At 41.9% G+C, this 26,477-nt stretch carries 23 protein-coding genes and 2 tRNA genes; 20 read left to right on the forward strand and 5 right to left on the reverse strand.

Annotation, left to right across the window (positions count from 1 at the left end; translation table 11 throughout):
* Positions 1 to 10 precede the first annotated feature (10 nt).
* Positions 11 to 223 carry a helix-turn-helix domain-containing protein gene (locus HGO23_RS03110; protein ID WP_038260439.1) on the reverse strand — a complete coding sequence of 71 codons (213 nt, stop codon included), beginning with the start codon at positions 221 to 223 and terminating at the stop codon, positions 11 to 13.
* A gap of 147 nt (positions 224 to 370) precedes the next feature.
* Here HGO23_RS03110 and HGO23_RS03115 point away from each other — a divergent pair, with 147 nt between their 5' ends.
* Positions 371 to 610, forward strand: a complete 240-nt coding sequence (locus tag HGO23_RS03115) for a helix-turn-helix domain-containing protein (protein ID WP_099135640.1) — start codon at positions 371 to 373, stop codon at positions 608 to 610.
* Between the two features lie 122 nt (positions 611 to 732).
* Here HGO23_RS03115 and uriH read toward each other — a convergent pair whose 3' ends face one another.
* Entirely contained in the window at positions 733 to 1,683 is a 951-nt protein-coding gene (uriH, locus tag HGO23_RS03120; protein ID WP_209027945.1) for a uridine-preferring nucleoside hydrolase UriH, read from the reverse strand.
* A gap of 402 nt (positions 1,684 to 2,085) precedes the next feature.
* On the opposite strand from uriH, the gene HGO23_RS03125 reads away from it, so the two are divergent.
* The 5 genes from HGO23_RS03125 to HGO23_RS03145 all read left to right on the forward strand — a co-directional run bounded on the left by HGO23_RS03125 (position 2,086) and on the right by HGO23_RS03145 (position 7,434).
* Complete coding sequence (locus tag HGO23_RS03125; RefSeq protein ID WP_209027946.1) at positions 2,086 to 3,387, forward strand: NAD(P)/FAD-dependent oxidoreductase; 1,302 nt, start codon at positions 2,086 to 2,088, stop codon at positions 3,385 to 3,387.
* Positions 3,388 to 3,460: 73 nt separating this feature from the next.
* Complete coding sequence (locus HGO23_RS03130) at positions 3,461 to 3,841, forward strand: cupin domain-containing protein (RefSeq protein ID WP_099135637.1); 381 nt, start codon at positions 3,461 to 3,463, stop codon at positions 3,839 to 3,841.
* Between the two features lie 15 nt (positions 3,842 to 3,856).
* Positions 3,857 to 5,350, forward strand: coding sequence for an aldehyde dehydrogenase family protein (locus tag HGO23_RS03135; protein ID WP_099135636.1), 1,494 nt, complete (start codon positions 3,857 to 3,859; stop codon positions 5,348 to 5,350).
* Positions 5,351 to 5,613: 263 nt separating this feature from the next.
* Positions 5,614 to 7,065, forward strand: a complete 1,452-nt coding sequence (gene phoA, locus HGO23_RS03140) for an alkaline phosphatase (protein WP_099135635.1) — start codon at positions 5,614 to 5,616, stop codon at positions 7,063 to 7,065.
* A gap of 96 nt (positions 7,066 to 7,161) precedes the next feature.
* Positions 7,162 to 7,434 (forward strand): DUF1435 family protein, encoded by a 273-nt coding sequence (locus HGO23_RS03145; RefSeq protein ID WP_099135634.1) that lies wholly within the window; start codon positions 7,162 to 7,164, stop codon positions 7,432 to 7,434.
* A 109-nt stretch (positions 7,435 to 7,543) separates the two neighbouring features.
* On the opposite strand, the gene HGO23_RS03150 is transcribed toward HGO23_RS03145, so the two are convergent.
* The 3 genes from HGO23_RS03150 to rsmC form a co-directional block, all read right to left on the reverse strand.
* A tRNA-Leu gene (locus HGO23_RS03150) sits at positions 7,544 to 7,630 on the reverse strand.
* 72 nt (positions 7,631 to 7,702) lie between these two features.
* Positions 7,703 to 7,789: transfer RNA gene (locus HGO23_RS03155), tRNA-Leu, on the reverse strand.
* 175 nt (positions 7,790 to 7,964) lie between these two features.
* Positions 7,965 to 8,978, reverse strand: coding sequence for a 16S rRNA (guanine(1207)-N(2))-methyltransferase RsmC (rsmC, locus tag HGO23_RS03160; RefSeq protein WP_209027947.1), 1,014 nt, complete (start codon positions 8,976 to 8,978; stop codon positions 7,965 to 7,967).
* 199 nt (positions 8,979 to 9,177) lie between these two features.
* Between rsmC and HGO23_RS03165 the strand changes: the two genes are divergently transcribed.
* From HGO23_RS03165 to HGO23_RS03230, 14 genes are all read left to right on the forward strand, one after another.
* The gene (locus tag HGO23_RS03165) at positions 9,178 to 9,588 is read left to right on the forward strand and encodes a DNA polymerase III subunit psi (RefSeq protein WP_209027948.1); all 411 of its coding nucleotides are present in this window, start codon (positions 9,178 to 9,180) and stop codon (positions 9,586 to 9,588) included.
* On the forward strand, positions 9,557 to 10,006 hold the full coding sequence (rimI, locus tag HGO23_RS03170) for a ribosomal protein S18-alanine N-acetyltransferase (protein WP_099135631.1): 450 nt from the start codon (positions 9,557 to 9,559) through the stop codon (positions 10,004 to 10,006). Before HGO23_RS03165 ends, rimI begins: the two co-directional genes overlap by 32 nt.
* A gap of 160 nt (positions 10,007 to 10,166) precedes the next feature.
* A complete protein-coding gene (gene prfC / locus HGO23_RS03175) occupies positions 10,167 to 11,756 on the forward strand; it encodes a peptide chain release factor 3 (RefSeq protein WP_209027949.1) in 1,590 nt (529 codons plus the stop codon).
* Between the two features lie 197 nt (positions 11,757 to 11,953).
* Positions 11,954 to 12,412 carry a BON domain-containing protein gene (locus HGO23_RS03180; protein WP_209027950.1) on the forward strand — a complete coding sequence of 153 codons (459 nt, stop codon included), beginning with the start codon at positions 11,954 to 11,956 and terminating at the stop codon, positions 12,410 to 12,412.
* Positions 12,413 to 12,782: 370 nt separating this feature from the next.
* Positions 12,783 to 13,898: a patatin-like phospholipase family protein gene (locus HGO23_RS03185; RefSeq protein WP_209027951.1), complete on the forward strand. Its 1,116-nt coding sequence runs from the start codon at positions 12,783 to 12,785 to the stop codon at positions 13,896 to 13,898.
* Positions 13,899 to 14,669 (forward strand): TatD family hydrolase, encoded by a 771-nt coding sequence (locus HGO23_RS03190; RefSeq protein ID WP_099135627.1) that lies wholly within the window; start codon positions 13,899 to 13,901, stop codon positions 14,667 to 14,669.
* Positions 14,670 to 15,009: 340 nt separating this feature from the next.
* Positions 15,010 to 16,275: a NupC/NupG family nucleoside CNT transporter gene (locus HGO23_RS03195; protein WP_209028684.1), complete on the forward strand. Its 1,266-nt coding sequence runs from the start codon at positions 15,010 to 15,012 to the stop codon at positions 16,273 to 16,275.
* Between the two features lie 392 nt (positions 16,276 to 16,667).
* Positions 16,668 to 17,447 carry a deoxyribose-phosphate aldolase gene (gene deoC, locus HGO23_RS03200; protein WP_099135625.1) on the forward strand — a complete coding sequence of 260 codons (780 nt, stop codon included), beginning with the start codon at positions 16,668 to 16,670 and terminating at the stop codon, positions 17,445 to 17,447.
* A gap of 133 nt (positions 17,448 to 17,580) precedes the next feature.
* The gene (gene deoA / locus HGO23_RS03205; RefSeq protein WP_099135624.1) at positions 17,581 to 18,963 is read left to right on the forward strand and encodes a thymidine phosphorylase; all 1,383 of its coding nucleotides are present in this window, start codon (positions 17,581 to 17,583) and stop codon (positions 18,961 to 18,963) included.
* 79 nt (positions 18,964 to 19,042) lie between these two features.
* Entirely contained in the window at positions 19,043 to 20,266 is a 1,224-nt protein-coding gene (deoB, locus tag HGO23_RS03210; RefSeq protein WP_209027952.1) for a phosphopentomutase, read from the forward strand.
* A 76-nt stretch (positions 20,267 to 20,342) separates the two neighbouring features.
* Complete coding sequence (gene deoD, locus HGO23_RS03215; protein ID WP_209027953.1) at positions 20,343 to 21,059, forward strand: purine-nucleoside phosphorylase; 717 nt, start codon at positions 20,343 to 20,345, stop codon at positions 21,057 to 21,059.
* Positions 21,060 to 21,791: 732 nt separating this feature from the next.
* Positions 21,792 to 22,328 (forward strand): fimbrial protein, encoded by a 537-nt coding sequence (locus HGO23_RS03220; protein ID WP_099135621.1) that lies wholly within the window; start codon positions 21,792 to 21,794, stop codon positions 22,326 to 22,328.
* Positions 22,329 to 22,874: 546 nt separating this feature from the next.
* Complete coding sequence (locus HGO23_RS03225; protein WP_244967940.1) at positions 22,875 to 25,586, forward strand: outer membrane usher protein; 2,712 nt, start codon at positions 22,875 to 22,877, stop codon at positions 25,584 to 25,586.
* Between the two features lie 132 nt (positions 25,587 to 25,718).
* Entirely contained in the window at positions 25,719 to 26,477 is a 759-nt protein-coding gene (locus HGO23_RS03230; protein ID WP_099135619.1) for a fimbria/pilus periplasmic chaperone, read from the forward strand.

Genomic DNA, 26,477 nt, shown 5'->3' on the forward strand with positions numbered 1-26,477 from the left:
TTATTTTTGCTCATTTTTTCTCATAACGGGAAGGCCATATCTCTTCCGGTGTAAGCCCTAGTGCGGCTGCGATAAGACGTTCTCCTTTTGGCCAGTGGCGTTGTAGAGCATTGGCAAGAGTTGATGATGCTAACCCGGCAGTACGTGACACTTCTGATAGTGTTGTACCTCTTTTTTTCAATTCAGCAATGATATCAGCGGAATGCCAATCTTTATTTTCCATTCTTAAGTTCTCCTGTTACCTGTCATTTTTCAATTAAAAAGAAATGAATTAATAGTAGACTATGAGTCACACATAATAACATAACTAAGATTTAAATGTGACTCATAGTCCGTGGTCGGATAAGTAACATGAATCGATACTTATCGGATGAAAACATCGAACAACATCAAATCCGTTTTTGGACAAAGAATTAGATATCTCAGGAAAGAAGCCGGGATGTCGCAGGAGGCTTTTGCCGATAAGTGTGGTTTGGATCGAACTTATGTCAGCGGCATTGAACGCGGTGTCAGAAATCCTACCTTAGAAATTATTTATGTCATTGCGAATGGATTGCAAATTGAGTTGAATGAACTGTTCAGTTTTGAGGCTTCTGTTTCTTCTAATTAAAATTTCTACAAATTATTTCATCAGTCATGGTAAGACACTGTCTAAGCTCTGTGGCGTAAGATCACCTTTGGACTTTGTGAACTATATGCCCAAAGGTGAATTGAATATAGTACATGATGTTATCAGAGCGCTGTCTCCCCAATATTATTTATGGCATCAATGACCATTTGCCAAAATTTGTTTTGATCCAGCTTTACGGCAACTTGAGTATGGCAGTCTTCTGGAGGAGGAACGCGGAAGTCAGCGACTGTCATACCTGTCGTTAAAACTCCTGTCATCTCGATATTTACGGGGACTTTTTGGGTAGTCATAACCGTAGGATCAATGACATAAGCGACTGCGCAGGGATCATGGACTGGAGGATAATTGAAGCCTTGCCATATCCGATAACTTTCTCCATAAAATTCCAGTGCATCCAATACGAACTGAGCCGGACGTGTTTTTATCCGGGCGATTGCTTCAATCACTTCTGGAGTTGCCTGAGCTTGATGGGTAAGATCTAATCCGACCATTGTCAGTGGCCACTTCTCATTAAAAACAATGTGAGCCGCTTCAGGGTCGATCAAGATATTAAATTCAGCAACAGCACTTCTGTTACCTATATGGTAACCACCTCCCATTAATACAACTTCTTTTACTCGTTCAACAATGTGGGGCGCTTTTCGGGCAGCAAGGGAGATATTAGTCAAACCTGCCGTTGGAACTAATGTCACGCTTTTAGGCGGCTGTTCCATGATGATATCAATGATCAAATCAACTGCATGCCGCGGATCTAATTTTATTACAGGCTCAGGCAATTCAGTGCCATCCAGACCAGTTTCTCCATGAATGTCAGGTGCAGTTTTGATCTCTCTTACCAGTGGGCGATGACACCCCGCAGCAAACGGAACATTGTGGATGTTAGCGATACGGGCAATGGAAAGCGCATTACGGGTAACTTTATCTAAGGTTTGGTTACCAACAACGGTCGTCACAGCTAAGAGTTCGATATCGGGGTTCCCATGGGCAAGCAGCATGGCAATGGCATCATCGTGACCAGGATCACAATCGAGGATAATTTTTTTAGGAAGCATATTTATTCCTTTTTAAGGTGCCTAAAAGTTATGGTGCTCAAATATACATATCAAGAATAATTCACCGTCAGTAAAAATTCTTCTGCTGACTATCACAAAATGACTTGATAAAAATCATAACTTATTAACAATGACTTTAATTATTGTGATTTAATTAACATACTAATAACAAATGATTTGAGCATTTCTAATACATGTGATTCATATATGGAGTAAAAATTTGCAGATGAACTTATCTTGTTTTTGTTAACTTATTATTTATTTTCGTACCCTTTTGTTATTCCACTTGAATAACAAATATTACCTGAATAAACGATTTTAAATAAATGCGATACACCTCCCTGAATAGAAAGCTGTTGGCAGTGCATATCAGGGAATAGACTGATGCTCACGGGGTGTAATATGAACAATCAGATCGATTCATTAACATACTATGCAGCCACCAAAAAATATGACCTCCGCTTCCCAACACTGACAGAAGATCTGGATGTTGATGTCGTTATCATTGGTGGTGGATTTTCTGGTGTCAATACTGCCCTGGAACTGGCAGAAAAAGGCATTACCAATATCGCGATTTTGGAAGGAAGGACTCTGGGATATGGTGGAACGGGACGCAATGGCGGGCAGGTTATGACTGGTATTGGTCATGATTTGGATCGGATTAAACACCATGTCGGTGAGAAAGGTCTGGAGACAATATTTAGAATCAGCAATATGGGGGCTGGAATTATTCGTGACCGGATTGCCAAATATGATATCAAGGCGGATTTCTGCCGGGGTTATGGTTATCTGGGTTATAACTCCCGACAAGAGAAGACACTGCGAAGCTGGCTGAAAGAATTTCGGGAAGCCAGTCCTGATGAAGAGATCGAACTTTATACTGGTTCAGATGTTAAAAAAGTCATTGGTTCAGATCTTTACACTTCTGCATTGAAACATATGGGCGGAGGACATGTTCATTCATTGAACCTATTGTTGGGCGAAGCCAAAGCGGTCACAGAATATGGCGTCAAAATTTTTGAAAACAGCCAGGTTTTGAACGTGGAATATGGCTCACGGGTTACCGTTCGTACAGCAATGGGCTCTGTGCGGGCAAACAAAATGCTATGGGCGTGCAATGCTTTTCTGAATGGTCTTGAACCGACCATTTACAAAAAAACAATTAATACTTACGCATTCCAGTTAATGACAGAAGAATTATCGGATGAACTGATAGAAAAAATCAGTCCGATCCGTGGGGCATATAGTGATATCAATCCTGTTATCAACTACTACCGGGTCACTAAAGAGAACCGATTGCTATTTGGTAGTGCGACAAAATATCTCGAATATATTCCTTCGGATTTAAAAGAATGGAACCGTAAGCAGATGCTGGATGTTTATCCCTACCTGAAAGATGTGAAAATTGAATTGGCATGGGGTGGGCCTATGAATTGTAGCGCCAGTCTCTTCCCGCAAATAGGTTCCTTACCAAAACATAACAACGTGTTCTATGTCCAAGGTTATTCGGGTTTTGGTGTGACGCCAAGCCATATTATCTGCAAAATACTGGCAGAAGGCATGAGTGAAGGCTCCGAGCGCTATTCACTGCTAAGTTCTATCCCACATCTGAATATTATCGGCAAAGATAAATTGAGGCATTTGCTTCTTTCTGCCGGAAAGATTTGGCATCAAGCGTCAGGCTATTGGAAAGGGCGTCGTTAGTTTTATTGATTTTGGAATTTTCACTTTTTGTACATGAACTTTTTTGCACAATAAATTCTGAAAGGTAAAAGTCATGATAAAGCCGTTATTGTTAGATAAAGTACTTCCTGAATTAATGCCAATTGGTAGTGTCACCAATCTTGGTTCTATCGTTGTAGAAGGTGATCCACAGGCAAGTGGTGCAATGATCCACGGAGAGCCAACGGATAACCTGACTTGCGGTATTTTTGCCTGTACCAAAGGAAAATTTAAGATGGTTTATCCCTTTGATGAAATGGCAACCGTTCATGAAGGCTCCGTGAAACTGACGGATGTTAAAACGGGGGTTATGGTCGAATACCACGAAGGTGACTCATGGTTTGCGGCAAAAGGCACTGAAGTCCTGTGGGAAATCACCAGTGAACGTTTCGTTAAACACTATATGGCATGTGTCAATGCTCAGGTTTCAGACTGACAAGAGGGAAATATAATGAGTGAAATCACTTTGCTAGAGTCCGTTACAGCTTTTTTGCAACGTTCTCATGGCCATTATATCAATGGACAAGTTGTTCGTGGCCAGGAAGGAAAAATCTTTTCGGTCGTCAACCCAGCATCTAATGAGGTGATCGCTACCGTCAACCGGGGAAGCCAGGCAGAAGCTAATGCTGCTATGGAAGCTGCATCAACGGCTTTTCATGGTTCATGGGCACAGACTTCTCCTATGGAACGTGGTAATTGCCTGATTCGATTGGCGGATTTACTGCAAAAACATAGAGAAGAACTTGCCCAGCTTGAAAGTCTGTGTTCAGGAAAAACCATTCAGTTATCCCGGATGCTGGAAGTTGGTGCTTCTGCTGAATATTTGCGCTACTTTGCCGGTTGGTCGAGCAAAATAAGCGGTGAAACGCTGAATGTTTCATTGCCATCGTTCAAAGGGGAACAATATACCGCCTTTACCCGCCGTGAACCGGTTGGTGTGGTAGTCGGGATTATTCCATGGAATTTCTCGATTATGATTGCTATCTGGAAACTGGGAGCGGCATTGGCCTGTGGTTGTACGATTGTTCTGAAACCCAGTGAGTATACTCCCTTAACTATGCTGCGTGTAGCAGAATTGGCGAAGGAAGCCGGAATTCCTGATGGTGTGATCAACATTGTCAATGGTTCTGGTACTGGTGTGGGTGCGGAACTACTCACTCATCCACTATGTGCCAAAGTCACTTTTACGGGATCAGTCCCTACTGGCTTACTGATTGGTAAATCCGTGATGGAAAACGGCCTGCTCCGTGCAACGTTGGAGTTGGGAGGCAAAAATGCGGCGGCTTTCTTGGCGGATATGTCTATCGAGAAAATTGTTGAAGGAATATTGGAAGCTGGTTATGTGAATCAGGGGCAAATTTGTGCAGCAGCGGAACGTTTCTATATTCCCTCTGTTCACATGGATGCGGTTTTGAAATTACTTTCTGAACGTTTGTCTGCGATGAAGATTGGCTCTCCTCTTGATGAAACAACAGAGATGGGGCCTTTGGCAAACAAAGAACATTACGAAAAAATTCTGTCTCTGTTTGAAAAAGCGCGTCAGGAGGGGAATGAAATCATATATGGTGGCCGTGCCCTGGAAGGGAAAGGTTTCTTTGTTATGCCAACCGTGATCCGTGCGAAAAGCGCCGAAGATACATTAATGAAAGAAGAAACGTTCGGCCCGATAGGGACTTTCCTCAGTTACGATAGTGAGGAAGAGCTGATTTCCATGATGAATGCAACGCCATTCGGTTTATCTGCCAGTTTATGGACAAACGACTTAAGTAAGGCAATGCGCATGATCCCACGTATTCGGGCGGGTATTTTATGGATTAACATGCACACGTTCCTTGATCCCGCAGTTCCGTTTGGTGGTATGAAATCTTCAGGAATTGGTCGTGAGTTTGGCAAGGCATTCATTGAGCACTACACAGAACTGAAATCGGTCATGATGCGGTATTGATAGCAACAGGCCATTTATACTAACAGATTTCAGGTTGTCTCATAGAGTGTAAACGGGGCAACCTGAAAGATATCGGGCCTAGCCGTTGGGTTGTATTTTGAAATCTGTTGGGTATTCACATGGTTCCAATACATATTGCAAGAAATTGTCATCAATGTGTTATTAATCTTTCACAGTAATGTCATATTAGGTGTTCACTATTTGGGGGAGAAATTCATATTTATAGTGTTTTGTTTAATTTTCCCGAAAGTCAGGAATACTCTATGCCTTATAGCTACATCCCCTCCCGTAATTACACAAAAAACTTGCTAACTCTTACTATCGCCATATTAATGTCAGGAACTTGTTTATCTGCACGAGCCAGTAATACAGGGAACATCATGGCAGAACCTCGTTTAGCTCGTGGAGATATAACCCAGTTTGGTGGTGCTCGTCGTCTTACCGAAGATCAAACGGATGCCCTTAAGGCAGCATTGAGAAACAAGAAAGCGAAGAATGTTATTCTGTTTATCGGTGATGGTATGGGGGATTCTGAAATCACGTTAGCTCGCAATTATTCACAAGGCGCTGGTGGTTTTTTTAAGGGAATTGATGCACTGCCTTTTACTGGACAATACACTCATTACTCTCTGAATAAAGAGACGAAGAAACCAAACTATGTCACGGATTCTGCGGCTTCTGCCACTGCGTGGTCAACAGGGACGAAAACCTATAATGGTGCGTTGGGCATTGATGTTTTTGGTAAAGCTCATCAGTCATTACTGGAGTTAGCAAAGAAAAACGGAAAAGCGACAGGGAATGTTACGACTGCTGAAATTCAGGATGCTACACCAGCCGCGTTGTATGCCCATGTCACAAACCGTAAATGCTATGGCCCACGGGAAACTTTGGCAAAATGCCCTACCGATGCTTTGGAAAACGGTGGTAAAGGGTCTATTACAGAACAGCTTTTAGTTGTGCGTCCCGATATTACTTTGGGAGGTGGTGCTAAAAGTTTTGAGCAACAATCGTTATCCGGCGCTAATAAAGGAAAAACTCTGAAACGACAAGCCCTGGAACAAGGGTATCAATGGGTAACGGATATAAAATCATTACATGGTATTCAAGAGGCCAATCAGAAAAAACCGCTGTTGGGATTGTTCAATAATGGAAATATGGATGTAATCTGGGAAGGGCCAAAAGCGGTTTATCACGGCAACATTAATGAAGCGCCAGTGAAGTGTAAAATTAACACTGATCGTAATTCCGCTGAACCCACATTGGCACAACTAACAGAAAAAGCGATTGATTTATTGAAAAACAATAAAAATGGTTTCTTATTGCAGGTAGAAAGTGCTTCGATTGACAAACAAGATCATGCAGCTAACCCTTGTGCCCAAATTGGGGAAACAGTGGCATTCGATGAAGCTGTACAAGCGGGTTTGAAATTTGCAAAGCAACATGGAGACACCTTAGTTATAGTTACGGCTGATCATGCCCATTCCAGCCAGATTATTGAACCCGATGTTAAATCCCCCGGGCTGACTCGCTCATTGATTACTAAAGATGGTGCAGTCATCACTGTAAACTATGGCAATTCAGAAAAAGACGAACAAAATCATACCGGAACACAATTACGTGTTGCCGCTTATGGCCCTTATGCAGCCAATGTTGTTGGCTTAACTGATCAAACCGATTTGTTTTTTACCATACGTAATGCGATGGAATTGAAATAATAAGGTAATGAATGTTGTTATAGATTTTTAATTTGTGATTAAGATGCCACAATATATGATAGTGGGAATCATTATCATTTGTTTTGGCGGTTGATTATGAACAGTGCAAAGCGGAATCTAAAGCTGACTGTCTGGCACAGCATTACGGGATTGTGGGGTATTCTGTTATCCAGTTTGGTTGCATTCGCATTAGTAATAACAGGAGCAGGGTTAGAACAATTTAAAATTAGCATCCAGGGGGCAATGATTTTAACGCTTTTGCTATTGTTACATCGTAATGCCCGCCATTTTTTGCTTCTCCCCGCCGGGATTGTTGTGACGTGTAGCCTGTTTGCTGGCTTGCGTTGTTTAGGGCACTTTCATTTTTGAGAACAATAAGATGTATTACAAGGATAAAACCAGAAAAGAGAGAGAAAATGTGAGAAAGAAAAAGCAAGAGAGTATGGAATATAAGAGATGAGCAGATAAATATTAACAGTGGTGCGAAGGGGGGGACTTGAACCCCCACGTCCGTAAGGACACTAACACCTGAAGCTAGCGCGTCTACCAATTCCGCCACCCTCGCAGATACTGCTATTTATCTGGTTTGTTTAATTGATTTATCCGGTTGATTCATTTAACTAATAGCTGTCTGACTTGGTGCGAAGGGGGGGACTTGAACCCCCACGTCCGTAAGAACACTAACACCTGAAGCTAGCGCGTCTACCAATTCCGCCACCCTCGCAAATTCAGACACTATCATTTAAAGACAACCAATTAAACAGATAGCACGGAGGCGCATTCTAGAGATTTTACGGCTGACGTCAATCATTATTTATCGGGAGAAAGCATGATTGATGCAAAAATCGACATATTGAAATTGCCCACCCATTTGGGAAGGGCAATGGCTGTTTGATTCGTTACTTCTTGGTGGCTTGATAAATTTTGAATTTACCTGTCTGAGCAATCACTTCGTGTCTACCAAAAGCGCTATCCAGCAGCTCTGGATAAGGTAAAAAAGCGTTTGCTACGATCCGGAACTTACCACCATATTTCAGATATTTGGGTGCCATGCGGATCATATCGTCAGCCGCTGACAGACTTGTCTTCAGGCCGTCATGGAATGGTGGATTGGAAATGATCCAGTCGAATTTTTCTTCAATAGCGGAGTAAACATTACTGGTAATGACACTCCCTTCCAGTTTATTCGCTTTCAATGTCGCTTTACTGGATGTGATAGCTGCTGCATTGACATCGCTGAGTGTCAGTGACAAGCCGGGGTTATTTTTACCCAACACCGTTGCTAAAACACCAGAGCCACAAGCGATATCCAGCAGGCTGCCAGAAATCGGTGTATCAAATGTAGAGAGCAGAAGACGGCTGCCAACATCCAGATCATCCTGGCTGAATACGCCGGGCAATGTATTGACGGTGACATCGCCGACTTGATAGCTGTTCCACCAATTGTTCTGATCAAATTGAACCTGATACTCCAGTTGACCGTAAAACAGGCTGCAACGGCGGGCGCTGTCTACTTTGCGGAAAGTGGCAATGCCTTCCATCAGTTTATCAACGCTACGAACACCACTGCGATTTTCGCCGACAATAAAAATATCGGTTCCGACAGGCAAAATGGAAAACAGACTACGCAGTTGGAAACGTGCTTCATGCTTGCTTTTTGACCAGTAATAAATCAGCGTATCACATCCTTTGACAAATGTGCTGTCCGCGGTAAGACCAAACGAGGCATTATCACCCAGTGTGCGGATCAGCGACTGCCAGTGATGATATTGATTAGTATGTACTCGCACACTTGCAGCTTCAATTTCCGTTGCCAGAGTATCCTGAAGGTCACCAGCAAAAAGCAGATGATGGGAGCGGAATTGCTCTTGATGGCGCAGGATAACTTCACTGGCCGATGTTAATACTGACATCTATGATTAGCTCCTTATAAATCTTTATCCAGTAATAATTATCTGTGGGCAAAACTGAGATGCCGCATTGATTGGCACAGAGATAAGCCCTCTGATAATATACCTTTCATCTTTCAAGTTGCAGTTTTGTTGGCTGCAACTTGAAATCTATTAGGTATATATTACCTGTTATTTTTTATGGCTGATGGAATAAAACACGATGACAAAGCGTGACAGATCACTGACTCGATTAGGCATCATCCAATGGGTTTTGCGTAGCCCTGCGACCCTGCGAGGTGAATTATCTGTCCTCATCCCTGACTCAACCCGTCTGTTGATCATTAGCCATGATCACATTGACTTAAATCATTCATTATTTGCTGATATTTTCACAGCCATGGGGATTAATGTCTCATCAGTTTATTGCATCACGACAAAAGACGTTGAGTTACTTTCGGAATCAATCCATTGCCCATGCTGGCTGTTGGGGGTTGATATTACCTTATCAATACAAGGGATTTCTTTGAGAAGCCCTGCATTAAATGATTTATCCCTTGATGGGGATGCAAAACGCGCTCTTTGGCAACAAATTTACCATTATGAAGAATATTTCTCTATTAACTCCCGTTGATCTTCCCGTTGCATTTCAAATAGAACAGGCCAGCCATGCTTTTCCCTGGAGTGAAAAAACTTTTTACTCTAATCAGGGAGAACGTTATCTCAATTACAAAATCGCGCTTAATGACCAGATGATTGGTTTTGTAATAGTGCAGTGTGTTTTGGATGAAGCGACACTCTTTAATATTGCTATTCATCCTGAGTATCAATCTCAGGGGCATGGGAAAACATTGCTGAAATACTTGATCGATGTATTGCCTCAAAAACAGATTAATACACTGTGGCTTGAAGTACGACGTTCAAACAGGTCGGCAATTCGTTTGTATGAAGATTTGGGATTTAACGAGGTTTCTATTCGCAAAAACTATTACCCAACCGCGACAGGAAAAGAAGACGCAATCATTATGGCGTTGCCATTATTTGGAGAGTAACGAAGTTTTATACCATCTTGAACATCATTGGTTGTCTATAATGCCAAGTTCAGAGAAAATAAGCGCCAATCACGATTAACATGCCGGATCCGAAGGTGAAGCGTTATTCTGTGCTTCACAAACGGTAGCTATCCGCGCGTAGACTGGAAGATTTCAATTAATGTCAAATTCCTCATTCTTGCAAGAAGTCGCCAAGCGAAGAACCTTTGCAATAATTTCTCACCCCGATGCGGGTAAAACGACTATTACTGAAAAGGTATTGCTGTTTGGACAGGCGATTCAAAAAGCGGGGACGGTAAAAGGCCGGGGTTCCAATCAGCACGCTAAATCAGACTGGATGGAGATGGAAAAGCAACGTGGTATCTCCATTACCACTTCGGTAATGCAGTTCCCTTATAGTGATTATCTGGTTAACTTACTGGATACTCCCGGGCATGAGGATTTCTCCGAAGATACTTACCGTACTCTGACTGCGGTTGACTGTTGTTTGATGGTAATTGACGCTGCGAAAGGTGTTGAGGATCGTACCCGTAAACTGATGGAAGTTACCCGCCTGCGTGATACGCCGATCCTGACATTCATGAATAAACTCGACCGTGATATCCGCGATCCGATGGAATTGATGGATGAAGTTGAAAACGAGTTGAATATCGCCTGTAGCCCGATCACATGGCCGATCGGCTGTGGTAAATCATTTAAAGGGGTTTATCATCTTTATCAGGATGAAATTTATCTGTATCAATCCGGTCAGGGGCATACGATTCAGGAAGTCCGGGCTATTAAAGGGTTGGATAACCCTGAGTTGGATGCGGCAGTTGGTGAGGATCTGGCTAATCAGTTACGTGAAGAGCTAGAACTGGTCAAAGGTGCATCACACGAGTTCGATCTGGATGCCTTCTTACAAGGTGAATTAACCCCGGTATTTTTCGGCACTGCACTCGGTAATTTTGGTGTTGATCACATGTTGGATGGCCTTGTTAAATGGGCACCGATGCCAATGCTTCGTCAGACTGATGTACGTGAAGTCACTGCAAAAGAAGAAAAATTCACGGGTTTTGTTTTCAAAATTCAGGCCAATATGGATCCGAAACACCGTGACCGTGTGGCGTTTTTGCGTATTGTTTCTGGTAAATACGAAAAAGGTATGAAACTGCGTCAGGTACGCACCAAAAAAGATGTGGTTATCTCGGATGCACTGACCTTTATGGCCGGAGATCGTTCCCATGTTGAAGATGCGTATCCGGGAGACATTATTGGCCTGCACAATCATGGCACGATTCAGATTGGTGATACCTTCACTCAAGGTGAAGAGCTGAAATTCACAGGCATTCCAAATTTTGCCCCTGAATTGTTCCGTCGTATCCGGTTGCGTGATCCGCTGAAACAAAAACAATTGTTGAAAGGTCTCGTTCAGTTATCAGAAGAGGGAGCCGTACAGGTATTTCGCCCATTAACCAATAATGATCTGATCGTTGGGGCAGTGGGGGTACTTCAGTTTGATGTCGTTGTTGCTCGTTTGAAGAGTGAATATAACGTTGAAGCACTGTATGAACCTGTCAACGTTTCTACTGCACGTTGGGTAGAATGTAATGATGTCAAGAAACTAGAAGAGTTCAAACGCAAGAGTGAGCAAAATCTGGCACTTGATGGTGGCGATAACCTGACTTACATTGCACCAACCATGGTTAATTTAAATCTGACCAGTGAACGTTATCCTGATATTGTTTTCCGTAAGACGCGGGAACACTAATATTTTTTCGGGGCCAACAAGTAGTTGGCTCTTTTTAATTTGTTACTCCATTCTAAATATATTGGTTATGCTTTATTTAAAGCATAATTTTCTGGCTTAGAAAATATACGTTATTTATTGTAAAGTCCATTTCATCCCCATAATTTGATGATATATCATCTTTTAACAATTTGGCTTAGTTAAGGGAAGGTAGTAGGATGAAAAAATTAAAGTTCACACACTCACTCTTGGCCGTTGTTTTAGGTTCGGTTTTAGGCTCGATATTAATAAATGGCAGCGTATCAGCCGCAGAAACATCTTCAGGCAGTACTATAGAAGGTAATTCTTTAGAAAATAAAATATTAGAAGATAAAGCGTTAGAGAATACGGGCCAAAAAATTGATTCTTCAATCAAGAATGCAGAGGAAAAAATTGATAACTCACTGAAAAAATTAGGTGGTTCTTTTGATGATAGTGTTATTACTGCCAAAATAAAAGAAAAGTTACTGGAATATAAAGGGATTAATAGTAACGATATTTCAGTGAAAACGGAAAAAGGCGTAGTTTATCTTTCCGGTTTTGTCAAAAATGAAGAGCAGGTTAAACGGGTGATTAGAATTGCCCATCAAGTCGATGGTGTAAAATTCGTAAATAGTACGTTAACTATCAGAAAATAAAATGTATTTTGATGGAGTGGCAGATAATAGGCCACTCTTTTTGTTCCTATTCTCCAAATAAAACCCAACCTGATTAAGCGATTATCTTTTCAAGAGCATGATATGTGCAGTCTATTCAGAGAGTAAGCAAATGCTTGCCTGTTAGTGAATTAATCTTCATTATTTAATGCAATTCTCATAAATACATCGTTTTTTACAAGCACACTGTTTTTTACGAGCACTTTGTTTGCATAACTATATACTGATAGACAGTCATATACCCAATGGATGTCAAGGGGCATCGCAGCCAACAACAAAGAGGCAACTTGAAAAACGGAGAGTATAACTCAAATTGTATTTTGAAACTGGCATTGACTTTGTAGGGGGGATTATGGGGAAACATATTCCGATTACGCTGGGTAATATAGAGCCGTTAACTTATACATCACGGATCAAGCCGGGAAAAATTGCACTTGTCTGTGAAGGTGGTGGGCAACGAGGAATTTTTACCGCAGGTGTGTTGGATGAATTTCTCCGGCTTGATTTTAACCCGTTCGAATTGTTTATTGGCACTTCCGCTGGAGCGCAGAACCTTTCTGCTTATATCTGTGGTCAGAGAGGATATGCCCGTAAGGTAATTAAAAATTACACAACTAATACTACCTTTTTTAATCTGTTGCGCTTTGTCCGGGGTGGGCATCTAATCGATCTGGATTGGTATATTGATATCGTTTCTGAAAAATCACCCTTGAATATTCCTATTGCGATGCGACATTTTGATGCAGGGCGTGAATTCTATATGTGTGCCTGTCGAGTGGATGATTTTGAAGCCAATTATTTTCATCCTGAGGAAAATAATTGGATGGAGATTATAAAGGCTTCCAGCGCTATACCTGGTTTTTATCGCAATGGCGTGACACTTGATGGCATTGTTTATCAGGATGGTGGCATTTGTGATGCTATCCCAGTAGAAGAGGCTTATCGCCGTGGTGCAGATACCATTGTGGTGGTCAGAACAGTGCCTTCACAGCTTTATTACACGCCACAGTGGATTAAACGAATAGAGCGCTGGCTGGAAAGCAGTAGCTCACAAAAGATGATTCAGATGTTGAAGCTGCATGCTAAAAGCTACTATCGGACACAGCAATTTATTGAAAATCCGCCGGATGATGTGCAGGTATTCGAAATTTATCCACCAGCACCATTGGCTACAATGGCACTGGGAAGCAGGATTAGTGCATTGGATAAGGATTATTACTTGGGGCGGCGCTGTGGGCGGTATTTTCTGGCAACTATCGGACATACTTTTGTCGGAGGTAAATTCGGGTTAGCAGAACGTAAAAGTTATGGTGTTTGTCGCAATGGCTTAAATCATGATGAAATGAACCGTAATGGTTTCAGGCACAATGGCTTTTTGGACAATATGAATAGCCCGGAGATTGAGGGAACTGAGGTGAATGATATTACCCCGACTCCACTGACGGGTATTACCATGATGGATAAGTAAATGTTTATCGATACACATTGCCATTTTGATTTTTTCCCTTTTGTTGACGATGAAACAGCAAGTTTAGAACGTGCCAGACAAACAGGGGTAGAAAAAATCATTGTCCCGTCAGTCAGTCAGGTGAATTTTCAACGTGTTGCCGATCTGGCCGCTACCCATGATTCAATTCATGCTGCGTTTGGGTTACATCCTTTGTATATCAATGAACATCATGACATGCATCTGGATGAACTGGAGCAGAAACTCAAGGAAAAGCAGTCTAACTGTGTAGCGGTAGGTGAAATCGGGCTTGATCTTTATATGCCGGAACCTCAGTTTGAGAAGCAAAAAAGCCTATTGGCAGCGCAGCTCATGCTGGCCAGAAAGTATGAATTGCCTGTGATACTTCACTCCCGCAAAAGTCACGATCAATTGGCAGCAATGTTACGAAAACACAGTGTGCCACGTACCGGGGTGATCCATGGCTTTGCCGGAAGCTTGTCTCAGGCACAGGCTTTTATTCGTTTGGGTTTTTACATTGGTGTTGGTGGAACTATTACTTATGAGAGAGCAAAAAAGACGCGTGATACGATTGCACGATTACCGCTGTCATCTCTTGTGTTAGAAACGGATGCACCTGATATGCCATTATCAGGGTTTCAGGGGCAACCAAACCGACCAGAAAGAGTTGCTCAGGTTTTTTCTGCATTGTGTGAATTGCGTCCTGAGTCTACGGATGAAATTTCCCACCAAATTTATCAAAATAGCATGACATTGTTTGCATTAAGCTAGTTTCTTTTGAGTAAAAATCAGGCAATTTTTTGTCAGGTAAAAGGCGGTCTTCCGTCTTAAATAAACATTAATAATATTTAACTGGCATTATCTTCTTATTTCTCCCTTTTTTTCCACAAAATTATCTAAATCCTTGTAAATAGCATGGTCATATGTGATGTAGATCTCATTTTCTGTTTTTATATTACTTTTTGCTGTATTAATTTGTGATGTTAGTTGCTTGTTCTTTTTTACTACTAGGTATAATCGCCCCCACACACAGTGTCAGTAGGAACTCACAAAATAACTGACATATTTTTAATTCAATTAGTGAACAGGGATTCTTCCAATGCAACTCATTATGAGCCTGATAGGGATGGTAGTGCTGATTTTTATCGCAGTACTTTTCTCCAGTAATTACCGAGCTATTAAAATCCGTACTGTCCTCGGCGCCTTTCTTATTCAGGTAGCTATTGGGGCATTTGTACTTTATGTGCCGGCAGGTAAAGACATTCTGGGCGGAATGTCAAAAGGTGTTTCCAATGTAATCGGATATGGTCAGAAGGGAACTGATTTTATCTTTGGTGGATTGGTTTCTGACAAAATGTTTGAACTGTTCGGCGGCGGTGGCTTTATTTTTGCTCTGCGTGTTCTGCCGGTCATTGTTTTCTTCTCTTCTCTGATTGCAGTTCTGTATTACATCGGCGTTATGCAGTTTATCATCAAAGTTCTTGGTGGTGGTTTGCAAAAATTGTTGGGAACATCACGTACAGAGTCTCTGTCCGCAACAGCGAATATTTTCGTAGGTCAGACTGAAGCCCCTCTGGTTGTTCGTCCTTATATCGCGACCATGACTCAATCTGAACTATTTGCTGTTATGTGTGGTGGTCTGGCTTCTGTAGCAGGCTCTGTATTGGCAGGCTACGCATCCATGGGCGTTCCATTGGAATACCTGATCGCAGCTTCATTCATGGCAGCACCGGGTGGCCTCTTGTTTGCAAAACTGATGGTGCCAGAAACTGAAAAAACACACGATACTGTTGATGCAATGTCTCTGGTTACTGCTGAAGAGCGTCCGGCTAATATTATCGATGCGGCGGCATCTGGTGCGGCATCCGGTATGCAGTTAGCTCTGAATGTAGGTGCAATGTTGTTGGCATTTACTGCATTGATTGCTTTGTTGAATGGTATGCTAGGTGGCATCGGTGGTTGGTTCAGTTATCCTCAATTGTCGATGGAACTGGTTCTGGGCTGGGTGTTTGCGCCAATTGCTTATCTGATTGGTATACCGTGGCATGAAGCAACAGTTGCGGGTTCTTTCATTGGACAGAAATTGGTTGTTAATGAATTCGTCGCATTCATGAACTTTGGTGAATATCTGAAACCAGATGACGTAGTTAAAGCAGCGGGTTTGCAGGTACTTTCTGATCACACCAAAGCGATTATTTCTTTCGCACTGTGTGGCTTTGCTAATTTGTCTTCTGTTGCCGTTCTACTCGGTGGTCTGGGTGGTATGGCGCCAAACCGCCGTGGTGACATTGCGCGTTTTGGTCTGAAAGCCGTATTGGCTGGCTCACTCTCTAACCTGATGAGTGCCACAATCGCCGGATTCTTCTTTTCTCTATAATAATTAGAGAAATCTGATTAGGAAACGTATACTAAATTGGATGCAGGTGAGTTGATCTCACCTGCATTTTATTTTTCTTAAGGCTAATAATTGTGATTAATTTCACAATGAAATGATTATCGTTGCAATTCTTATCCAATTAATGTGATTTTAAACACTCATTATTGTGTGTTGACATGTTCAAATAATGATGTTCTAAGATTTCATGGATTAAGCTGATGCCTGTCGGGGGCAGTACAAACTAAAGAAATATGTGCGGAGAGAAGGAACTCTGTTGTTGCGGGGGAATATAATCATCGCAACATCTTCAAGGAACCAAGTCCGCTCGCCAACATAAGCGTTTAAAGAATGTGTGAACTGATTGAGCCACAATAATACCGTTGGAGAGTTCTATGACCGATTTAACCGCAGCTGCTCAGCGTGCGCTGAGTTTGATGGATTTAACAACACTCAATGATGATGATACTGATGAGAAAGTGATGGCACTTTGTTATCAGGCGAATAGTCCGGCAGGGCATACCGCAGCCATCTGTATCTACCCACGTTTTATTCCGGTTGCACGTAAAATATTACGTGAACAAGGAACACCTGACATTCGTATTGCCACTGTTACCAATTTCCCACATGGTAATGATGATATTGATATCGCACTAGCGGAAACCCGTGCAGCCATTGCTTATGGTGCAGATGAAGTGGACGTTGTTTTCCCTTATCGTGCATTGATGGCGGGTAACGAACAAATTGGTTTTGACTTGGTTAAGGCCTGCAAGGATGCCTGCGCTGAAGTAGGTGTTTGGCTGAAAGTTATTATTGAAACCGGCGAACTGAAAGAAGCTGATCTGATCCGCAAAGCATCTGAAATATCAATTAAAGCGGGAGCAGATTTTATTAAAACTTCAACCGGAAAAGTACCCGTGAATGCGACACTGGAAAGTGCAGAGATCATGCTCAGTGTCATCCGTGATATGAGGGTAGGTGATACTATTGGATTTAAACCTGCGGGCGGTGTGCGTACCGCAGAAGAAGCAGCACAATATCTGGCTCTGGCAGATCGGATCATGGGTGATAAATGGGTAGATTCCCGCCATTTCCGTTTTGGTGCTTCCAGTTTATTGGGAAGCTTATTGACAACGTTAGGGCACCAGGGGCAAAAGCAAAGCAGTAGTTACTGAAAACCGTTATTTAGAACCATCATTTATTGAAAACAGTCGTTATTGAGATCAATAACGACATATTGAAGGTTTGCTAAGATAAGGTGCATTACTGCCATTCTTTTCAAATAATAATGATGATTGGGAGGTAGCTTTGTTTTTGGCACAGGAAATTATTCGCAAAAAACGAGATGGTTATCCACTGAGCGAAGAAGAAATCCGTTTCTTTATTAACGGAGTGTGTGATAACACGGTATCCGAAGGGCAAATCGCCGCATTAGCAATGACCATCTATTTCCGTGATATGACGATGGAGGAACGTATTGCTTTAACATTGGCAGTACGTGATTCCGGTACAGTTCTGGATTGGAATAAATTGAATTTGCATGGCCCGGTTGTTGATAAACATTCGACGGGCGGGGTTGGTGATGTAACATCCCTGATGTTAGGGCCGATGGTAGCAGCATGTGGAGGTTATGTCCCGATGATCTCAGGGCGCGGACTGGGGCATACCGGAGGAACGTTGGATAAATTAGAATCCATCCCCGGTTTTGACATCTTCCCTGATGAACATCGTTTCCGTGACATTATCCGGGATGTTGGCATTGCGATTATCGGTCAGACTCATTCATTGGCACCTGCGGATAAGCGTTTTTATGCAACACGTGATATTACTGCTACTGTTGACGCTATTCCGCTGATTACCGCTTCTATTCTGGGCAAAAAATTGGCTGAGGGATTGGATGCCTTGGTCATGGATGTGAAAGTAGGTTCCGGGGCATTTATGCCGACTTATGAGCAATCGGAACAACTGGCGGAATCCATCGTTGCGGTAGCTAATGGTGCGGGTTGCAAAACAACCGCATTGTTAACCGATATGAATCAGGTGCTGGCATCCAGTGCGGGTAATGCACTGGAAGTACGTGAAGCGGTTCAGTTTCTGACGGGAGAATACCGTAATCCCCGGTTATTTGAAGTCACTATGGCATTGGCTGCTGAAATGCTGGTATCAGGTAAATTGGCAGAAGACCGTGATACTGCATATCGTAAGTTACAGACAGTTCTCGACAGTGGTAAAGCAGCAGAAGTTTTTGGACGTATGGTTGCTGCCCAAAAAGGGCCGGTCGATTTTGTTGAAAACTATACTCATTATTTGCCGACGGCCTCTTTCAGCAGACCTGTATTTGCTGAAAAGCGTGTTATTGAAAAACAATGCATTGTGACAGAGATGGATACCCGGGCATTAGGTATGGCCGTGGTGGCGTTAGGAGGTGGCCGTCGTAAGGCTACGGATACGATTAATTACAGTGTGGGACTGAGTGGTATTATTGCACTTGGTTCAGAAGTCAACACAGATACCCCTCTGATGACGATCCATGCCAATAGTGAAGATGAGTGGCATACAGCGGCGGAGACTGTGCGTAAGTCGCTTGTTCTACAACAGAAAGCTTTACAACAGACGAATGTTTTGGCAGCGGAATCAAATGTAGAAACGAAAGTCACCACACAGATGGTTTATCGTCATATCAGTGGATAAACCAACATAAGCACTGAAAATAGATTTTAATAGCTGGCAGTTTCCGCATTGATAGCGTGAATTGACGCAGGAGAAAATTATGAAACGTACATTCATCATGGTATTGGATTCCTTTGGCATTGGTGCGAGTGCAGATGCAGACAGATTTGGTGACAAAGGATCTAACACTTTAGGACATATTGCGGAGCAATGTGCCTGTGGTGAAGCTGATATCGGTCGTCAGGGATTATTGAAGTTGCCCAATTTGAGCCGCTTGGGGCTGGGTAAAGCGGCAGAAGAGTCCAGCGGAACTTTCCCGATTGGTTTAGACAAAGATGCCGACATTATTGGTGCCTATGGCTATGCAAGTGAACTTTCTTCTGGTAAAGACACGCCATCAGGTCATTGGGAAATTGCTGGTGTTCCGGTTTTGTTCGACTGGGGTTATTTTCAGGACTTAGAAAACAGCTTTCCGCAGGAATTGCTGGATAAATTGGTTGAGCGCGCTAATCTCCCAGGGTATTTGGGCAATTGCCACTCTTCCGGTACAGTTATTCTGGACAAACTGGGAGAAGAGCACATGGAAACCGGCAAGCCGATTTTCTATACCTCTGCGGATTCCGTTTTCCAGATTGCCTGCCATGAAGAAACATTCGGTTTGGATAAACTGTATGAATTATGTGAGATCGCCCGTGAAGAACTGAATATTGGCGGTTATAACATCGGTCGTGTTATTGCCCGTCCGTTTGTGGGTGATAAAGCGGGTGATTTCCAACGTACCGGTAATCGCCATGATTTGGCGGTTGAGCCTCCTGCCCCAACCATTCTGAAGAAACTGGTTGATGAGAAACAGGGCGAAGTGGTTTCCATTGGCAAGATAGCGGATATTTACGCTAATGTTGGTATTACCAAAAAAGTCAAGGCAACAGGGATTGATGCTTTGTTTGATGCTTCATTGGTTGAAATGGAACAGGCCGTGGATAACACAATTGTGTTTACCAATTTTGTTGATTTTGACTCATCTTATGGTCATCGCCGTGATGTGGCAGGTTATGCGGCAGCGCTTGAACTATTCGACCGCCGCTTGCCGGAAATGCTGAAGCAGGTTAAAGAAGATGACATTCTGATCCTGACGGCTGACCATGGTTGTGACCCGACCTGGCCAGGCACAGATCATACTCGTGAGCATATTCCAGTGCTGGTTTATGGGCCAAAAGTGAAACCTGGCTCATTGGGGCATCGTGAAACATTTGCTGACATTGGTCAGACAGTGGCGAAATATTTCGACCTGACACCAATGGACTATGGTAAAGCGATGTTCTGATTTTTCTGGGGGCAGCTATTGGCTGCCTCGATATTTACCTATTTTTAACTACTTAATAAAAACAAGGAATAGATTTATGGCTACTCCACATATTAATGCTGAGATGGGCGATTTTGCTGATGTTGTTCTGATGCCAGGTGATCCACTACGTGCAAAATATATTGCGGAAACCTTTTTAGAAGATGCCCGTCAGGTTAACGATGTCCGTGGTATGTTGGGTTTCACTGGTACTTACAAAGGCCGTCGCATTTCAGTGATGGGACACGGAATGGGCATTCCATCCTGTTCCATTTATGTGAAAGAATTGATCACCGAATTTGGTGTCAAAAAGATTATTCGCATTGGCTCCTGTGGCTCAGTGAGTGAAGACATTAAAATTCGTGATGTTGTGATTGGTATGGGGGCTTGCACTGATTCCAAAGTCAACCGTGTGCGTTTTAAAGATCATGACTTCGCGGCAATCGCCGATTTTGATTTGGTTCGTAATGCGGTTGATGCAGCTAAAGCGAAAAATATCAACACACGTGTTGGCAATCTTTTCTCTATAGATCTGTTCTATACCCCTGACCTGCAAATGTTTGATATAATGGAAAAATATGGTATTTTGGGTATTGAAATGGAAGCAGCAGGTATTTACGGTGTTGCAGCCGAATTTGGTGCAAAAGCACTGGCGATCTGTACTGTTTCTGACCATATTCGCACAGGTGAGAAAACTACCGCTGAAGAGCGTCAGACAACGTTTAATGACATGATTGAAATTGCACTTGAGTCTATTTTGTTGGGTGATAATTAAAAAAGCCTAAGTAATTTTATCCCCTGATTAAAAATAAAAGCTCTTCTCAATAATGGGGAGAGCTTTTTTGTTGCTCAAATTAATACATTATTTGAACAGATCGGTTAAAAATGATTCTCATCTATTTATTCAGTTGCCATTTCATTTCACATTAATTTACCTGTAAAAAGAATGGAAAAATTAATTTAACAAAAAATAAATCTGTTAAATAAAAAATAATGATTTAATTATATTATAATTAGCTTGTTAATTGTATGGATTGGATAAATGGTTTGTTTTTATTTTGATATAAGCCATAAAGACAATAGTAAAAACTATATTTAATAATTATCTTGATATAATTATATAACTATTTTTTCGGAAAGATAAAGTTGCTCAATAAAAACACACAAACTAAGATCCTGAACTATTCATCTTTGTTCGATATAATTTAGGAAAATAACCCAAATTCACAAAATTGACAGTAAAATATACTACTTCTTATCGATGCTTTTTGATAAAAACTCATATTTCATACGCAGTTAAGGAGCATTGCCAGTTTTATCAGCTGAAATTTGACTTAAGGATTTTTGTGTAGAATGATACAGCCGGTTTGGTTTATTTGAATCAGTCAAGCTATCTGTCAAAAAACTAAATAGTAATTATTCTGAGTATCAGAAATTAATTTCTGTACTTCGGTTTCTCTTTGTATATCAGTCTGTCATTTTTTAATTAAAAGGTATAAATTCGATTATGAAAATGAATAAATTGGCAATGATTTTAGGTTTTGGTGTGGCTTTAACTACAGGTGCTGCAAATGCGGCTAACCAAGGTAATGGTACGGTTACATTTACTGGTTCTATCATTGATGCACCTTGTTCAATTAAAAATACCAATGTTGAAGTTGATATGGGGGCTGTTTCCAGCCACATCTTGAAAAAGCAAGGGCGTTCAGAATCTAAGTTTTTCAAAATTGAATTAGAAAACTGCACTACACAGACGCTGAAAGGTGTAGAAACTACTTTCACTGGCTCTATGGCTAGTGGTGAGTCTGGTTATTTAGGTATTGAAGGAACAGCAAAAGGCGCGGCAATTGCTATTACTGATGCTGGTAATAACAGACTGCCTCTGGGAACAGCAAGTAAACTACTTTCTCTGCACGAAGGTAACAATGATCTGCAGTTCGCAGCACACCTGCAAGGTACTAACTTGAGTGATGAGAAAGGTGAGAACTCAGTTGTCCCTGGTAACTTCACTGCTATTGCTAACTTTACATTAAACTATCAGTAATATTTTTACTGACTAGATAATTTTGGTAATTGAACATCAGGAAATTCATTGCTATTGATTTACTGGGTTTCTTGATAGCGTATTTAGGGTATTTCTGGGAACTAATATGCTAGCAGAACGTGATTAGAATATTCTGTAATGTGCTTTTTCTTATTGATATAAATCAATATTATTGTCAATTGAGTCAACAGAGTATGGCATTAATAGAACTATTCCCATAGAAGTAATTTGAAATACCCTTTTTTATTGATTTAATCTATGGTGTTCTCTATTGGTGGTATTCGGAAAATAAAGATATTTTGCCATTTTAACTAATTTTTAATGGCTACCGATGGTGACATGTTTCCTCTACTTCCCGCTATACGGTAATTCAGTGAATCACAAACAGAGAACGTAATATATTACGGATAAGCAGTGCATGTGGTTACCTCTGCAATCCCCGGTATCTGTAGGATCCTCAAGTGAGAGCGATGAACTTTAATGATGCGATCTATTAGGCGATAGTCCTATACGCATACAGACTTGGCAGTATCAGGTAACAGCTAAATTCAAATTGGGTTATTAACGATTCATTGCTCAGAGGATGTTATGGCTTTGTTTTCAGATTCTATGAATCATTATTTTTCTTCTATTAATAAAAAAAAGAACAGTAATAGGAAAAACACCTTTAATAAAAAATACGTGATTAATAAAAATAAGATAACAAATAAAATACAAATAGAACATTTAATATCTGGAATTAAACCTCTTTCTGCTTTGATATTGTTTGTGGTATCTGGTATTCAGATCGCCTATTCTAAGCCAATTGAATTCAATATTGATGCTCTGGATATCAGTGAACGCGGCAATATTAATTTAGAACAGTTCTCTCGGGCAGGTTATATCATGCCGGGGAATTATATGATGGCTGTTCGGATGAATAAGGAGGAATTTCCGGATATCTATTCTATCGATTTTATTGCTTCGGCTGATGATTCTAAAGGTAGTGAAGCTTGTATATCCCCCGAATTAGTCAAACAAATTGCTCTTAAACCAAAGTGGGCAGAAAAATTAAGTTGGCAGAATGAAGGAAAATGTCTTGATCTCAATACACTGCCGGGCATGTCAGCAAGGGGAGAGTTGGCCACTTATACGCTGTATCTGATTGTTCCTAAAATCTATCTGGAATATAACTTGCCGGATTGGGATCCTCCTTCCCGTTGGGATGAGGGGATAACCGGATTATTGTTTGACTATAACGTTAATGCGCAAACATCGAAACCGACCGGTGGTCGTAATAACCAACAGATCAGTGCTAACGGAACGGCGGGCATGAATGTTGGTGCATGGCGTTTTCGGGCTGACTGGCAGGCCAGATATCATCGTTTCAAGACCAAACATGATGACGCAGATAACTCACATCGATCAGGTGGCAAAGAGCGCCGCGATTGGGATTGGAGTCGTTACTACCTGTATCGTGCACTCCCTGGTTTAGAAGCAAAGTTGACGTTGGGAGAGGATTACCTCAATTCTAATCTCTTTGATAGCTTCCGTTATACCGGTATCAGTTTGGTAACTGATGAGAATATGTTACCACCGAACTTACGTGGCTATGCCCCTGAAGTTACAGGTGTCGCGAGAACCAATGCCAAGGTGACGGTTAGCCAAATGGGGAGAGTATTGTATGAAACTCAGGTTGCGTCAGGGCCATTCCGCATCCAGGATCTCAGTGATGCAGTGTCAGGCGCTTTGGATGTCAGAGTTGAAGAGCAGGATGGAAGTGTACAGCAGTTTCAGGTTAACACCGCAACGATCCCTTACCTGACACGTCCCGGACGTGTGCAATACAAGCTGGTTGGTGGGCAATCTACCAATGATAAGCATCGTCGTGAAGGGCCGGCCTTTGGTCTCGGAGAATTTTCCTGGGGGATCAATAACGGCTGGTCATTGTATGGTGGTTTTTTGGGATCAGGTGACTACAACGCTTTATCACTGGGGATTGGTCGTGACTTGATGGTGTTGGGTGCGTTGTCGTTTGATGTGACGGAATCAAGGGCAAAATTGCCTAGAGAGAACAAAACCCTTACGGGGGGATCTTATCGTTTCAGTTACTCGAAACGTTTTGATCAATACAATAGCCAGGTGACTTTTGCTGGGTATCGTTTCTCTGAACGTAACTTTATGAACATGGGGCAATATATCGATCGCCGCTATCGCAACGTTTCTTCCGATAGTGGAAAAGAGATGTATACCGTGATGTTCAATAAACAGTTTACAGATATTGGTCTCAGTGCTTACCTCAGCTATAGCCATCAGACTTATTGGAATCGGTCAGCAAACGATCACTATAACGTCTCCCTGTCTAAATATATTGATATTGGACGTTATAAAAATATCAATGTGAACCTGTCAGCCTACCGTAACAATTTTGACAATAAAAAAGATGACGGTATGTATCTGAATCTTTCTATTCCGTGGGGAGAAAGTAGCACACTCAGCTATAACGGAATGGCCAATCGTCAAGGAAATTCCCATTCGGTGGGTTATTTTGAGCGTATTGATGATCGCAGTAACTATCGCATATCAGCAGGTACTAACATTCATGGTAAGGAGTCAGCAAATGGTTATTACACCCACTATGGTGATCGGGCATTGCTGACTGCCAGCGCCAGTTATCAGAATGGTGGCAATACTACCGCAGCACTTGGCTTGCAAGGGGGAGTCACTGTCACTGCCAATGGTGCAGTTTTGCATCGCACTAATATGCCTGGCGCAACCCGGCTGATGGTGGATACAGAAGGTGTTCGCAATGTTCCTGTCCGCGCATTCGGTTCGGCAGTATATACCAACCATTTTGGTAAAGCCGTGCTGGCAGATGTAAACAATTACTACCGTAATACCGCAAATATTGACTTAGACAAATTGCCGGACGATGTAGAGGCGTTGCGCTCTGTTCAATTGGCAACATTGACGGAAGGCGCGATTGGCTATCGTAAATTCCAGGTTATATCAGGGCTCAAAGCTATGACAACTGTTCGTTTGCCTGATGGTTCATTTCCACCTTTTGGGGCATCTGTTGTTAATGAAAGCCAACGGGAAATTGGGATTGTAAATGATGACGGATATGCCTATCTGACCGGAATGAACAAAGGTGAAAAACTGAAGGTGTATTGGGATGGACGTGCTCAATGTGAGATTACCGTGCCAGATGAAATTTCGGCAGATTATTTAACTGCATTTTTGTTACCTTGTCAGTTTTTAAAAGATGAAGATAAATAAAATGTAATAAAAAAATCCATTTAATTGATCTTTAATAGAGTATTGCATTGCTTTATTTGGCATAGGTATACCGATATTAGTCGGCACCAGCAATATAAATATGATCTTTTTTGAGCATAAGCAGATGACACTATGAAACTGAAAAAAATTCTAATGATAGCGGCTATAACGGTAACAAGTTCAATGTCAGTGCATCAGGCAATGGCGGCGATAGCATTGGATCGTACCCGTGTTATTTTTAATGGAAATGAAAAATCGGTCAGCCTGAATATTGAAAATCAACATCTTGATTTGCCGCATTTAGCACAGGCATGGTTTGAAGATGATAAGGGAAATAAGATCAACAGCCCACTCGTCGTTATTCCCCCTGTGCAGCGTGTTGAAGCTGGAGCGAAGAGCCAAATCAAGATCCAGACACTGCCAGCAGTGGCCCAATTGCCACAAGATAGAGAAAGTTTGTTTTATTTCAATGTTCGTGAAATACCACCGCGCAGTGGGAAACCAAATGTTTTGCAAATAGCTTTACAGACGAAAATCAAATTGTTCTACCGCCCGGAGGCAGTTATCGCACGTCGTATTGATCATGATAACCCGTGGCAGGAAAAACTGACCTTAAGCCGTCAGGGAAACCAATATGTGGTGAACAATCCAACACCTTATTACATCACGATTTCAGAAGCTTCGAATAAGATAAATGGTAAAAGTGTAGACGGTTTTAAACCTTTCATGCTGGCGCCCAAAAGCAGTGACAAACTGGGAGGAACGGTTAGTTCATTCGGTAATCAACCGGTACTGACTTATGTCAATGATTATGGTGGACGTCCACAGTTAACATTCAACTGTAGTGATAATACTTGTGTAGTGACAAAGGTTGTAGATGAAGGGAACTGA

Origin of the sequence: Xenorhabdus budapestensis, assembly GCF_017743015.1 — a bacterium.
GTDB classification, from domain to species: domain Bacteria; phylum Pseudomonadota; class Gammaproteobacteria; order Enterobacterales; family Enterobacteriaceae; genus Xenorhabdus; species Xenorhabdus budapestensis.